Raw genomic sequence first — 12,478 nt, 5'->3', positions numbered from 1 at the left:
GATATGTATATAAAGAATCAGAAGGGTGTGGCTCTTGTTGTAGCACTGATGATTACGGTAATTGTTGGAATAATCGCACTGTCATTAGCTGGGATAACGGCAAAAACGCAGAGAGGAGACAATTCTAATTATGGTAGGGTTGTTGGTGCTAATAATGCTATATCCGGTGCTAACAGAGCAATTAATTTCTTAGCTGTTTTAAGTAGGCCGGATGCCATTGGGCAGGATGAAAGACGAGCGTTAGGTTTGGATAATCCTAATGGAATATCTATAGATCCTACTTCTGTTTACATAAATGGTTCTCTATCTGACGTTAGCGAATTTTTTAATGGCCTTAAGCCTCTGCAAGATGGTGTTAACGTTATTTCAAGTAAAACTCCTTGGTATAGAGTGGATAATGCCTGGGATAGTGGGTGTGTTAATGTTGATGATGCTAATAGGAATAGGTGTGTTGTACTGAATGACGGTAATACGATCTACTATGTCGAACTGATGAAGAGATTACCGGGTCCAGGTAATAATTCAGATATCGAGGAACATTACTTTAGGATTACTGCTTTAGGTGTCGATGGTGTGGCCAATTCCTCCTCGGCAGCTATTTACCAGACAGTTGTGAGAGTTTCAGTTTCGTTGCTTTAATTTTTTTGGGTTGTGTTTATGATGTATTCAAAATCAAAGAAAGGTTTTACCTTGATAGAGTTGCTTATAACAATTGCAATAATTGGTATTCTTTCTGCAATTGCAGTTCCTTCATACAGAAATTATATAGTACAGGCAAGAAGATCTGACGCTCAGCAGGAACTTGTAAAGTTGGCGAGTGCACTTGAGAACTGTTTCTCGCTAAATAATACTTACTTAAACTGCTTGACTGACACAGGGAATAATAATGTGAATATTCTTCCGTCTAATGTCTCTCAGTACTACGTTTTTGATGGTTCCGGGATTCAGGCAAATAGGTACGATATTTCTGTAGTTGCTACAGGGTCACAGACTCGTGACGAGACTAATTGTCACGCATTGGGCATCAATAGTTTAGGAAGAAAGTTTTCAGCTTCGTCCGTTGCTGCATACCATAATGTAGCTGACGAGTATCACTGCTGGTAAAGTCTGGAATTTAATCGACAAATAAGGCTCTGAGTTTTCAGGGCCTTTTTTATGTGGTTGTAAGTCTGCTATATTTAATGTTCCGTTTTACATTAGTTAGCAGTCATCGGCAGTAAGCATTTCAAGTTTGAATTTTGCCGTTTCGTCCAGAGCCAGTGATTTGGTTATTTCCGGTAGAATCTTCTTAAGATCATCCATAAGATTATACGGCGCGTTACAGATTATCATTCCCGAACCGTGCATTCCCATAATGGAATCTTGTGCACATACAGTGAATTCTGCACGTATGGTTCTCTTAATATTGAGCTTGGTGAGATTTCGCACCAGTTCATAGCTTCTGTCTCCTGCTTTACCGAGGAGAGGGTACCATATGGCATAAATCCCCTGTGAAAACTTGAGATGGGCCTTTTTGACCATGTTTACTGTGTTTTTGTAATCATTTTCAAGTTCATATGACGGATCTATAAAAATCAGCCCGCGACGGATTGCCGGTGGCAGTAATGCCAGCAGTCCTTCTTCCGCATCACGATGATGAACATGGCAGTATGCGTAGTGGTGGAGGTTGTATTTCAGGTTGTCGTATTCCGTCGGATGAAGCTCCATAAAATGAGCATTGTCGGACTCGTCAAGAATCTGAGCCGTAAACATCGGAGAACCCGGGTAGTATTTCAGAGATGTTTCCCCTTCGTTAACCGTGTCTATGATTCTGTAGTATTCCGGTACGGCATCCATTAGAATCCGGTTGTTCAGTATCTTTTCAACGCCGTTCTTATATTCAGATGTCTGCTGACTCCATGCACTCTGAAGTGAATATGCACCGGCACCGGAGTGAGTATCAATGTAACTTAATGGTTTGCCTTTGGCCTTAAGATGTCGCAGGATAAGACATAAAACCATGTGTTTCAGTACGTCGGCGTGGTTTCCGGCGTGAAAGCCGTGTCTGTAGCTCAGCATATTATATTTCCTGTTGGTTTAATCCATGTTCTGAGATTTATTAAATTCATTGGTCTGTTGTTCCAGTAACTCGCTTTTTTCCATCCACATCATTTCTGCTTCCTCAAGCTCGGATGTGACCTGACTCTGCTTAAGCAGAATCTGCTGAAGTTCTTCTTTATGTTCAGCGCTGTATAGATTTTCGTCTGCAAGTCTTTTTTCCAGCTGTTCCTTTTCAGAGGTAAGCTGAGTCATTTTTTTGTCCAGATTTTCAATTTCCTTTTTCAGCGGGCGGAGCTTTTCTCTGAATTCAGCCTCAAGCTTTTTCTGTTCTTTTGATTTAAATGATGTCTTTTGATTGGTCTTTAGTTCATTCTGAGACTTCGTTTGCTCTTTTCTTAGCTGTTCGGATTTTTTATCAAGCTCAATCAGATAGTCGTGGTAATCATCTAGATCTCCGTTGAACTGTGAAACTCTTCCCTCGCTTACAAGGTAGAATTCATTTGTGGTTGTTTTTAGCAGATGCCTGTCGTGAGACACAACAATTAGGGCTCCCTTAAAATCAGACAGGGCCAGTATTATTGCCTCTCTCATGTTCAGGTCAAGGTGGTTTGTAGGTTCGTCAAGAAGCAGGAGGTTTGGTCTCTGCCATACAATTAGAGCGAGTACAAGACGTGCCTTTTCACCACCGCTGAAGTGGCGAACCCTGTCTAATGCCTTGTCTCCGCTGAATCCGAAGCCTCCCAGGAAGGATCTTAGCTCCAGTTCCTTGTGATTTTCGGCAAGGCGTGTAAGGTGTGATAAAGGGGTTCCTTCATCATCCAGATATTCCAACTGATGCTGGGCAAAGTATCCAACCCTTATTCCTTTTGCTATTTCGACAGTTCCTCCGAGAGGTGGCAGGATTCCGGCAATTGTTTTTATAAAGGTTGACTTACCGGCACCATTACGTCCAAGAAGACCTATTCTTGATCCTGGAACAAGATTGATTTTTACATCCGTGAGCACGGTTTTATCCGGATATCCGGCATTAAGTTTTTCCATGCGAACCAGAGTCTGAGGCAGTTCTAGACTGTCTCGGAATTCAAAGGAAAATGGTGAATCGTAGTGAGCAAGCACTATTCTTTCCATTTTTTCCATTGCCTTGAGACGGCTTTGGGCCTGTTTGGCCTTTGTTGCCTTGTATCTGAATTTATCCACAAAAGCCTGAAGGTGAGAAAGCTGCGCCTGCTGCTTTTCATAAAGAGCCTGCTGCAGCTTTATTTTCTGTGCACGCTCTTCCTCGAAACCGGAGAAATTTCCGGTATACATGTTCAGTTTCTGATTTTCCATATGAATGATATGGGTACAGATATTGTCCAGAAAGTCTCTGTCGTGAGAGATGATTATCAGTGTCCCCTGATAATTTTTAAGCCAGTCCTCGAGCCAGATTACGGTATCAAGATCAAGATGGTTTGTGGGCTCATCGAGAAGAAGGAGATCTGAAGGGCAGAGCAGAGCCTGAGCCAGATTAAGTCTCATTCGCCATCCGCCGGAAAAGTTCTTAACAGGCTTTGTATATTCTTCACGGCTGAATCCAAGACCTGTCAGCAGTGTTTCAGCACGGCTTTTTATTGTATATGCTCCGATGTTTTCGAGTTCGGAGTGGATTTCCGCAATAGCCATTCCATTGTGTTTTTCTTCGGCATCCTGCATCTTACGCTGAAGGCTGCGGTATTTTTTATCACCATCCATTACGTAGTCAACGGCACTCCGGTCAAGTCCCGGGGTCTCCTGAGCAACGGAACTGATAACCCATCCGCTTGGAACGATGATTTCCCCGTTTTCAGGTGCAAGTTCGCCTTTGATTGCCGCAAACAGTGTTGATTTACCGCATCCGTTACGGCCTACAAGTCCAACCCTTTTATGCGGATATATGGTAGCCGTGGCTTCCTGAAGCAGTGTCGTGGTGCCACGCATTATTTCCAGATTGTTAATATAGATCATGATGTCTGTTTAATGTTATTTTGTGATAAGCTTTTGCTGATCGTGCCGTAGTCGTGATCTCAGATGTTTACGTCATCTGATAAAAAGCGCCGTATGCGCCGGAATACACTGAGGCCTGCGGGTGCTGAAATAATGAGTCAGACGAACTTGTTCTGAATTTCAGCGTTCGTTAAATATTCTCAGTGAGTTTAATATATATTTCCGGTACTGTCCATAGAAGATGATTCTGTCTTTCCTGAGGGCGATTAAGAAATGCTGTAAGGCATTGCACATGTATGTATCTATACAACGAGAAAACATAAGAAACCTGAAAAATAAGTGCTAATTGCAAAACAGAATGTAATTTTTCATTTGAAAACAAATAATTTGCACAGGTTCTTAAAATTAAAAGCATGAACTTAACGTATTTATACTGACCGATATGATATAATCAGCTGGGTTTGTTTAATTTGTTAGATGATTTTACTGAGATTATTCATTTATGAAAATTACCTCTAATACTGTAGTGTCAATTGACTATATCGTTACTGATGAAAACGGACAGGTTCTTGACACAACCAATGGTCAGGATGCCATGGAAGTTCTTATCGGTCATTCCAACATTGTTCCGGGGCTTGAAGATGCTCTTATGGGAAAGGAAAAAGGCGACAGGGTTGACGTATTGGTGCAGCCTGATCGTGCTTATGGCATCAGACATCCTGAACTGATTCAGGAAATCGACATCAATATGTTCGAGGGCATGGAACTTAATGTCGGTGACAGCTTCCTTGCTGATACCGATATGGGAAAGAAGCCTATAGTTGTTAAGGAAATTAAGGGTAATACCGTTGTTGTTGACGGTAATCATCCTCTTGCCGGCATGACGCTGAAGTTCCTTGTGGATATTATAGACGTAAGGCAGGCAACTGATTCAGAGATAGAACATGGTCATGTACACGGTGCTCACGGCTGCTGTCATGGACATGATCACGAAGACGGACACGAATGCTGCGGAAAGCATCATCATGATGAAGATCATGAATGCTGTGGCAGACATCATCATGACGATGATGATCATGATCATGATCATGATCATGAATGCTGCTGCAGACATCATCACGATCATGAGTAACCACCTGACTGAACAGTCGGAATTATTCGTCTAGTCTAAAGATTTGAATGGGACACAAGATATTTGTGTCCTTGTTTTTACTGCATACATACGATACACGCCTTTTTATGAAATACATTATTAAGTTTTTCCCTGAAATAATCGTTAAAAGTAAATCCGTAAGACAGGAAATGTCCAAGGTCCTGCAGAGAAATATCAGAAACGTTCTCAACAGGGTATCCGTCAAGGTAAAAATACAGGACTGCTGGGACAAGCTGGTAGTGCGTCTTGATGAAGAATGTCCATGCACCAAAACTCCTGAGGAAATTGCGGAGTTTCTGTGCCGTATTCCCGGAATTCATGCAATTCTCGAATCAGAAGAGTTCGAGTATGAGTCAATGCATGACATTTACGAAAAGGTTGCTGCTGTTTACGGTTCTAAAATTCAGGATAAGACTTTCTGTGTACGCGTTAAGAGAAAGGGGAATCAGGACTTTAAGTCCATTGATGTGGAAAAATACGTTGGTGGCGGTCTCAATCAGAATTTCAGTTCAAGAGGTGTTAAACTCAAAAATCCTGATATGGTAATCAATCTTGAGATTGACAATAACAGAATGTTCCTCATAACATCAGTTTATCAGGGTATGGGTGGTTATCCCCTGTCAACTCAGGAAGAGGTTTTGAGTCTCATATCCGGAGGATTTGACTCAGGTGTATCCTCTTATATGTTCATCAGACGCGGCTGTCGTGTACACTATCTCTTCTTTAACATGGGCGGAAATGCCCACGAGATTGGAGTTAAGCAGGAAAGCTATTATATCTGGGACAAATATTCTTCATCACACAAGGTTCGTTTTATCAGCGTTCCTTTTGAGAAAATGGTGGGAGAGATTCTTACCAAGACCGATCACAGTGTGAGAGGTGTGATTTTAAAGCGCATGATGATGCGCATAGCTTCAATCATTGCCAAAAAGCTTGGTGCCGGGGCACTCGTAACCGGTGAGAGCGTAGGGCAGGTGTCCAGCCAGACACTGACAAATCTGTCTGTTATTGACAGGGTTACAGATACCCTCATACTGAGACCTCTGGCTGTAACCGACAAGCAGGATATTATCGATAAGGCAAGAGATATAGGCACCATTCATTTTGCCGAAACCATGCCTGAATACTGTGGCGTTATTTCCGATCGTCCTACCGTAAAGGCAGACATAAATTTTGTGGAATCCGAAGAAAGCAAGATTGACATGTCTCTTGTTGAAGAGCTTGCTGAAGCGTCCAAATGGATGGATATAAGGGATATTCCTGAAGATACAAAGGAAATGATCGGCGGAGACGTGGAAATAACCGATTATGCCGCAAGCAATGAGGTGGTTGTTGATATCAGGGCTCAGGATGAGATTGATGCCAAACCTCTCATTACTGATAAACCGCATCTTACCATTCCTTTCTTTAAGATTTCTTCAGTATTTAAGGATCTAGATCAGACCAAAACATATCTTTTGTACTGTGAGAAAGGCGTAATGAGTAAGATGCAGGCCATGTATCTTAAGGATCAGGGATTCCAGAATGTAAAGGTTTACCGTCAGAGAGAAAAGCAGCAGAGTTGCTGTGCCCTGTAGAATATTTTAAAACAGGTGATAAAACCGCAAAAGAAGGGGAGCGAAGAGCTCCCCTTTGACTATGTGCATAAAATGCGTTCGTTAAATAACTGATTCCGGCGGATAGAGCATCCCTTTAGCCACTTTCCTGGCTGTTTCCACGTCCTTGAGCACGGCAAGAATCGCCAGACCAAATTTGGCAGCGAATGCAGGCCCCTGAGCAGTAATGATTTTATTTACTGGGTCGATGACTACATCCTTGTCTGAGGTTACGGGAATGTCTTTGGTTGTTCCCGGGTATCCGGTAGCAACAGTGTTCTTATCAAGAATGCCGTGATGTGCCAGCACAAAGCCCGGCGCAGCGCATATGGCGGCTATGAGGGCTCCGCGCTCTTTTTGGGTATTCAGAATATTTCCGACAAGTTCCGATTTTCTGCAGTTCATGGAACCGTCGTATCCTCCAGGTACCACAACTACATCATAATTGTCTGCGGCATCTTTAAGGAGAATGTCGGCTTTTACCGTAAGACCATGAGCGGTTTTTATTTCTGTTGAAGTGTCGGAAACAGCTGCAACGGTAACCTTAATACCGCCTCTGCTCAGAATGTCGGTAACGGAAATTGTTTCGATATCCTCCGCCCCGTTAGCCATAATAACAAGTGCTGATGTCATGGGAACTCCTTATCTACATGTTTTTCAGTTGCTGATAAAGTTTATCTATGCATGGAGTTTTTATACCATAAATTCTGGCCTTTTTGATTAAAATACCCAAAATATAATCAATTTCTGATAATCGGCCGTAATAATAGTCCTGTTGCATTGATGAGTAGTTTGCTCCGGTGTTTGCCGCAACGGTTTCAACTCGGTGCATTAAACTGTCAGGAGAATCATTCAGTCCGAGATGACGCAGTATGGGGGAAATTTCTGTTATGATTTCTCTTATGATGTCGGGATCATTCAGAATTTCGGCATTAACGCAGTTTCGAATGGCTGTCACCGGATTTATTACGGCATTGACAGCCAGTTTTCTGAGCAGTTCGTCATAGATGGATGCGGTGTACGTTCCGGACGGCATGCTTTTGGTAAAGTATTTTATAACGCTGATTTCCTTAGCATGTTTCAACGGCCCGATGTAGGTCGTTCCCAGTCCTTTTTCCACAACGCTGTATTTTTTGTGTGTAGCCCCGTTTGAGGTTGAGGCAAGGTACAGCCTGTTTTCATGAGTGAGCTTTTTCAGTTCCTCTTGAGCTCCAAAACCGTTAACCATGAGAACAACGGGGGTGTCGTGTTTGAGATGCGGGGCAATGTCCCTGATGATTTTGGCGACTGAGAAGGCCTTTACTGTAATAATCAGCAGATCGGCATACCTGACAAAAGATTCAGGGTAAACTCCTTTGGCACAGCGATATGAGCTTCGACCGTTAATTGATGAGCAGGTACAGGCCACTCTTTTGGGTTTTTTAATTCTGGTGTCGATAAAACAGGTTTTAAACAGTCCTCTGCGTCTCAGTAATTCCGCAGTGAGCTGGCCGATGCTTCCGGCTCCGATAATACAGGCCACGGGTTTCCCGTGAGATGTCTTCAACTCTGCTCGGCTGTCTGTTTTTCGGTAAGTTCCGTGGTATCTGATTGCTTTCATGTCTGTGCTGGGCGGGCTGTGAATAATCCTGCGGATGTAACACATTTATCTGATGTATTCGCATGAATATTGATACCGTGTTATAATCATCCTTTCTTAAGGATTGCATTATAGGACGCTTGCTTCCTTTTAGTAAATATTTTGTGTTGATCGGCAGGAATGAAGTTATGGAAAATCCTCAGACTCTGGAGCAGATGCTTGAACAGATTGAAAGTCTTGTAAAGAAGATGGAGTCCGGAAATCTGCCGCTGTCAGAACACTTAAGTCTGTTTGAGCAGGGAGTGGGGCTCATTAAGGGCTGTGAAAAGGCACTCAAGGAAGCAGAGGGCAAGGTAAAGATTTTAACGGACAGTCAGTCACTTGCTGATGGTTCGAAAACTGGTGATGATGTCATTTCCGACTTTGATGCGGGAATATAGACTGGATTATTCATAAAAACCGCAAAATACATGAAGTATTCTCATGAGCGGATATGTGTACATGACGGGTAAATGATATGACTTTAAAGGAAGTTTTAACTGAATATCAGAACAGGGTTAATGATAGATTAAAGCAGGCCATTGATAATCTGCCTGTCGTCGCACCGAAATTAAAGGAAGCAATGAGTTACGGAACCCTGCTTGGCGGCAAGAGGGTTCGTCCGTTTCTTGTATACGCCACGGCAAAGGCTGTCGGCGCAGATTTAAGTGTTGCTGACGCACCTGCCGTTGCTATTGAATGCGTGCATGCGTATTCACTGATACATGATGATTTACCCGCAATGGATGATGATGACCTTAGACGCGGTCACCCTACCGTGCACAAGAAGTACGGCGAAGCAACAGGAGTTCTTTCTGGTGATGCTCTTCAGGCCTTCGCCTTTGAGATCCTTGCACGTGCCGACTTTGGTCAGTCAATGATTTCCAATCAGCTTGAAATGTTAAGGGTTCTTGCCGTGGGAAGCGGGTACCAGGGAATGTGCGGCGGTCAGGAACTGGATATTGAGGCTGAGAACAGACAGGTTTCCCAGAAGGAGCTTGAAACGGTTCATCAGTACAAGACCGGTGCGCTTATTGAGAGCGCCGTTGATCTCGGTCTGCTGTGTACTCATAACATAGACGATAACACCAGAAAGGCGTTTCGCACATATTCCCACTGCATAGGGCTGGCTTTTCAGGTATGGGACGATGTTCTTGACATTATTTCCGATACCGAGACCCTTGGCAAGCCTCAGGGATCAGACATCGATTCAAACAAGAGCACATACCCTAAACTTATGGGGCTTGATAAGGCAAAGGAATATGCAAAATCACTGGCTGTAACTGCGGTAGACGCTCTTAAGCCTCTTCCTTATGACACTTCGGTGTTGCGTGATTTTGCCATGTACATAGTTGAAAGGGATCACTAATCAGATGAGTAATGAGCAGTATCCTCTGTTAAGTAAGATCGATTCGCCACAGGATTTGAAAAAGTTACCTGTGAGCAAGCTGACGCCACTTGCCGCAGAGCTGAGGGATTTTTTAATCAGTACCGTGAGCAAGACCAGCGGACACTTTGCCTCAGGTCTCGGGGCTGTTGAACTTACAATAGCCCTGCACTATGTCTTTGATACCCCGCATGATCAGCTTATCTGGGATGTGGGGCATCAGGCGTATCCGCATAAGATTCTGACCGGTCGCAGAGACAGACTCCAGACCATTCGTCAGAAGGACGGGTTACACCCTTTTCTGTGGAGAAGTGAAAGCGAATATGACGTGTTTTCCACAGGACATGCCAGTACATCCATCAGTGAGGCTCTGGGGCTTGCCATAGCAAACCGCATGCAGAAAAACAACAAAAAGGTTGTTGCGGTAATCGGTGACGGAGCCCTGACCGGCGGGGTTGCTTTTGAGGCTATGAATCATGCGGGAGATCTTAACGAGGATATACTCATCATTCTAAATGACAATGAGATGAGCATATCTGAAAGTGTGGGCAGTCTGTCAAAGCATCTTGCCATGTGGCTGAGTTCTCCTTCATTCAACAACATACTGAAAAAAGGCAGAAAGACATTGTCTTCCCTGCCCAAGATTAAAGAGTTTGCAATAAGAACCCATGAACATCTGAAGGGCATGATGCTTCCGGGAACCCTGTTCGAGGAATTCGGATTTAATTACGTCGGCCCGATAGACGGACATGACATCGAAACACTTGTTGCCGTACTTCAGAACCTTAAACAGATTAAAGGCCCGAGAATTCTGCACATTGGTACCATCAAGGGTAAAGGGTATCAGCCGGCAGAAGAGAATCCTACTGCCTATCACGGAGTTCCAAAGTTTGAAGTTCCCGTTGGTGTTGAGACCTCAGAGAAAAAACGCAATACCTTCGATGAGAATTTTGGAAACTGGCTTATGTATGCCGCAGAGCACAATGAAAAGGTGCTGGGGATAACTCCGGCCATGTGTTCCGGTTCTGGCATGGTGCCTTTTTCAAGGAAATACTCATCCCGCTATTTTGACGTGGCCATAGCGGAGCAGCATGCTCTGCTGCTTTCCAGCGGCCTTGCTGTGGGCGGAATGCTTCCTGTGGTATGCGTATATTCAACATTCCTTCAGAGAGCATATGATCAGATAATTCATGATCTTGCCATACAGGACGTGCCGGTCGTGGTGGCTATCGACCGTGCGGGAGTTGTAGGGCCTGACGGTCCTACCCATCAGGGGGTTTTTGATATTTCTTTTATCCGTTCGGTTCCGAACATGATACTTATGACCCCGAGTTCCCTGGGAATGCAGTGGAAGATGCTTAATACGGCACTTTCATATGGACATCCAGCCGCAGTCCGTTACCCTAGAGGTAAGGGAATTACCGATAATGAAATTACCGATGTTACGGTCGAGATAGGGAAGGGGTGTGTTCTGAAGGAAGGAAAGGACATATGCTTCATCGTGTGGGGGCCTCTTGTTCACGATGTCCTGAGAGCCGTTAATGATTCCGGTAAAGAGTATTCCGTAGTGGATATGAGGTTTGTTAAACCTATGGATGAGGACCTGATCGTCAGAATGGCAGGTTCGCATAGTGTTATTGTGACCCTTGAGGACGGCGTGGTTCAGGGAGGCGCCGGAGAGGAGGTGTCCCGAATCATCAGCAAACATTATCTGATATGCCCGGTACTGAACGTTGGTATACCTGATGAGTTCATTGATCAGGCGTCACCTGCCGAAATTTATGAACAGTGCGGAATGGATGGGGATTCAGTCATTAAAAAGGGTGAAGATTTTCTTAAGGGTTATGAAAAGGTTCTGAATCGTTCATGAATGTTCGTCGGACCGGGGTGGTTCCGTGAGACATGATATTGAGCGTCCCTTTGTTTTTGTTTTGAGTTGGGAATCGTATCGCACGATTCCTTCTGTTATATAAGTGGAGTGTTTATGCCTTCTTTTGACATTGTTTCTGAACTGCAGATGAATGAGGTTCAGAATGCCGTTGACAATGCTAATCGTGAAATTACCAATCGTTTTGATTTCAGAGGTGTTGATGCCTCTTTTACCCTTGTGGAAAAGGATAAGCAGATTAAGCTGGCTGCGGATGCCGATTTCCAGATTAAGCAGATGAACGATATTCTTCGTGACAAGATGTCTAAGCGTAACATTGATCCTGCATCACTGGATTTTCAGGATCCTGAACCGTCAGGAAAAAGATGCAATGAGCTTGTAAAGCTCAAGAGTGGAATCGATCAGACAATGGCCAAGAAGGTTGTTAAGCTTATTAAAGATTCCAAGATTAAGGTAACAGCACAGATTCAGGGTGAGACAGTACGTGTGACCGGAAAGAAGAGAGATGATCTGCAGGAGGTTATTGCTCTGGTGCGTAATGCCGAGCTCGGTCAGCCGTTCCAGTTTAATAATTTCAGGGATTAAATTCGGACGATTCATGTTTCCCGATGAGTCGGCGGATGGGAATGCCTGTTGCCGATACAGAAAAATATGGAAGTATATATTGAGTATTACGACACTCAAAGAATCCCGGATAAATTAAAAGGTCGAACTCCTTGTGAAGTTAGGATTCGACCCTAAACTCCGCACGCCCTAGTTTATAACTAGGGCGAATCTCATCATAAAACCATTAAATATCACATTTATTCCCATGTTTTTAAAAAATTCTCTTTAT

Annotated in this window: 13 protein-coding genes; 9 read left to right on the top strand and 4 right to left on the bottom strand. The window is 43.7% G+C overall.

The features are described from left to right. The first annotated feature begins 3 nt into the window (after window positions 1-3). Both QZU58_RS05900 and QZU58_RS05895 read left to right on the top strand, forming a co-directional pair. Window positions 4-639 carry a hypothetical protein gene (locus QZU58_RS05900; protein WP_294459664.1) on the top strand — a complete coding sequence of 212 codons (636 nt, stop codon included), beginning with the start codon at window positions 4-6 and terminating at the stop codon, window positions 637-639. Between the two features lie 18 nt (window positions 640-657). Further along, complete coding sequence (locus QZU58_RS05895) at window positions 658-1,104, top strand: type IV pilin protein (RefSeq protein WP_294459667.1); 447 nt, start codon at window positions 658-660, stop codon at window positions 1,102-1,104. Between the two features lie 96 nt (window positions 1,105-1,200). On the opposite strand, the gene rlmJ is transcribed toward QZU58_RS05895, so the two are convergent. Together rlmJ and QZU58_RS05885 are read right to left on the bottom strand one after the other, a co-directional pair. Continuing rightward, window positions 1,201-2,058 (bottom strand): 23S rRNA (adenine(2030)-N(6))-methyltransferase RlmJ, encoded by an 858-nt coding sequence (gene rlmJ / locus QZU58_RS05890; RefSeq protein WP_294459670.1) that lies wholly within the window; start codon window positions 2,056-2,058, stop codon window positions 1,201-1,203. A gap of 18 nt (window positions 2,059-2,076) precedes the next feature. Next, the gene (locus QZU58_RS05885; protein ID WP_294495671.1) at window positions 2,077-4,023 is read right to left on the bottom strand and encodes an ABC transporter ATP-binding protein; all 1,947 of its coding nucleotides are present in this window, start codon (window positions 4,021-4,023) and stop codon (window positions 2,077-2,079) included. Between the two features lie 481 nt (window positions 4,024-4,504). On the opposite strand from QZU58_RS05885, the gene QZU58_RS05880 reads away from it, so the two are divergent. Both QZU58_RS05880 and thiI read left to right on the top strand, forming a co-directional pair. Further along, on the top strand, window positions 4,505-5,134 hold the full coding sequence (locus QZU58_RS05880) for a peptidylprolyl isomerase (RefSeq protein WP_294495670.1): 630 nt from the start codon (window positions 4,505-4,507) through the stop codon (window positions 5,132-5,134). Between the two features lie 107 nt (window positions 5,135-5,241). Next, window positions 5,242-6,732 (top strand): tRNA uracil 4-sulfurtransferase ThiI, encoded by a 1,491-nt coding sequence (gene thiI, locus QZU58_RS05875; protein WP_294495669.1) that lies wholly within the window; start codon window positions 5,242-5,244, stop codon window positions 6,730-6,732. An 81-nt stretch (window positions 6,733-6,813) separates the two neighbouring features. Here the strand turns inward: thiI and QZU58_RS05870 are convergent, their stop codons facing one another. Continuing rightward, window positions 6,814-7,383 (bottom strand): DJ-1 family glyoxalase III, encoded by a 570-nt coding sequence (locus QZU58_RS05870; RefSeq protein ID WP_294495668.1) that lies wholly within the window; start codon window positions 7,381-7,383, stop codon window positions 6,814-6,816. Window positions 7,384-7,396: 13 nt separating this feature from the next. Continuing rightward, window positions 7,397-8,272, bottom strand: a complete 876-nt coding sequence (locus QZU58_RS05865; RefSeq protein WP_294459682.1) for a 2-dehydropantoate 2-reductase — start codon at window positions 8,270-8,272, stop codon at window positions 7,397-7,399. A 245-nt stretch (window positions 8,273-8,517) separates the two neighbouring features. Between QZU58_RS05865 and QZU58_RS05860 the strand changes: the two genes are divergently transcribed. The 5 genes from QZU58_RS05860 (at window position 8,518) to QZU58_RS10200 (ending at window position 12,384) form a co-directional block, all read left to right on the top strand. After that, on the top strand, window positions 8,518-8,769 hold the full coding sequence (locus QZU58_RS05860; RefSeq protein ID WP_294459684.1) for an exodeoxyribonuclease VII small subunit: 252 nt from the start codon (window positions 8,518-8,520) through the stop codon (window positions 8,767-8,769). 77 nt (window positions 8,770-8,846) lie between these two features. Continuing rightward, window positions 8,847-9,737 (top strand): (2E,6E)-farnesyl diphosphate synthase, encoded by an 891-nt coding sequence (ispA, locus tag QZU58_RS05855; RefSeq protein WP_294459686.1) that lies wholly within the window; start codon window positions 8,847-8,849, stop codon window positions 9,735-9,737. Next, window positions 9,730-11,625: a 1-deoxy-D-xylulose-5-phosphate synthase gene (gene dxs, locus QZU58_RS05850; RefSeq protein ID WP_294459723.1), complete on the top strand. Its 1,896-nt coding sequence runs from the start codon at window positions 9,730-9,732 to the stop codon at window positions 11,623-11,625. The genes ispA and dxs overlap by 8 nt, the downstream gene beginning before the upstream one ends. Before the next feature lie 114 nt (window positions 11,626-11,739). Continuing rightward, window positions 11,740-12,228, top strand: a complete 489-nt coding sequence (locus QZU58_RS05845; RefSeq protein WP_294459688.1) for a YajQ family cyclic di-GMP-binding protein — start codon at window positions 11,740-11,742, stop codon at window positions 12,226-12,228. Between the two features lie 66 nt (window positions 12,229-12,294). After that, window positions 12,295-12,384, top strand: a complete 90-nt coding sequence (locus QZU58_RS10200) for an IS3 family transposase (RefSeq protein ID WP_363174822.1) — start codon at window positions 12,295-12,297, stop codon at window positions 12,382-12,384. Window positions 12,385-12,478: the final 94 nt, after the last annotated feature.

Source organism: uncultured Ruminobacter sp., assembly GCA_902764345.1.
Lineage (GTDB): Bacteria > Pseudomonadota > Gammaproteobacteria > Enterobacterales > Succinivibrionaceae > Ruminobacter.
Note: the sequence above shows the minus strand (reverse complement) of the source record. Positions and strands in the feature narration are given on the sequence as shown.

What these genes read in the sequence shown, in the direction of transcription:
- QZU58_RS05845 (WP_294459688.1), top strand. Translation starts at nt 11,740, where the DNA reads ATGCCTTCTTTTGACATTGTTTCTGAACTGCAGATGAATGAGGTTCAG.
- thiI (WP_294495669.1), top strand. Translation starts at nt 5,242, where the DNA reads ATGAAATACATTATTAAGTTTTTCCCTGAAATAATCGTTAAAAGTAAA.
- QZU58_RS05885 (WP_294495671.1), bottom strand. Translation starts at nt 4,023, where the DNA reads ATGATCTATATTAACAATCTGGAAATAATGCGTGGCACCACGACACTG.
- rlmJ (WP_294459670.1), bottom strand. Translation starts at nt 2,058, where the DNA reads ATGCTGAGCTACAGACACGGCTTTCACGCCGGAAACCACGCCGACGTA.
- QZU58_RS05880 (WP_294495670.1), top strand. Translation starts at nt 4,505, where the DNA reads ATGAAAATTACCTCTAATACTGTAGTGTCAATTGACTATATCGTTACT.
- QZU58_RS05860 (WP_294459684.1), top strand. Translation starts at nt 8,518, where the DNA reads ATGGAAAATCCTCAGACTCTGGAGCAGATGCTTGAACAGATTGAAAGT.
- QZU58_RS05895 (WP_294459667.1), top strand. Translation starts at nt 658, where the DNA reads ATGATGTATTCAAAATCAAAGAAAGGTTTTACCTTGATAGAGTTGCTT.
- QZU58_RS05870 (WP_294495668.1), bottom strand. Translation starts at nt 7,383, where the DNA reads ATGACATCAGCACTTGTTATTATGGCTAACGGGGCGGAGGATATCGAA.
- ispA (WP_294459686.1), top strand. Translation starts at nt 8,847, where the DNA reads ATGACTTTAAAGGAAGTTTTAACTGAATATCAGAACAGGGTTAATGAT.
- QZU58_RS05900 (WP_294459664.1), top strand. Translation starts at nt 4, where the DNA reads ATGTATATAAAGAATCAGAAGGGTGTGGCTCTTGTTGTAGCACTGATG.
- QZU58_RS10200 (WP_363174822.1), top strand. Translation starts at nt 12,295, where the DNA reads ATGGAAGTATATATTGAGTATTACGACACTCAAAGAATCCCGGATAAA.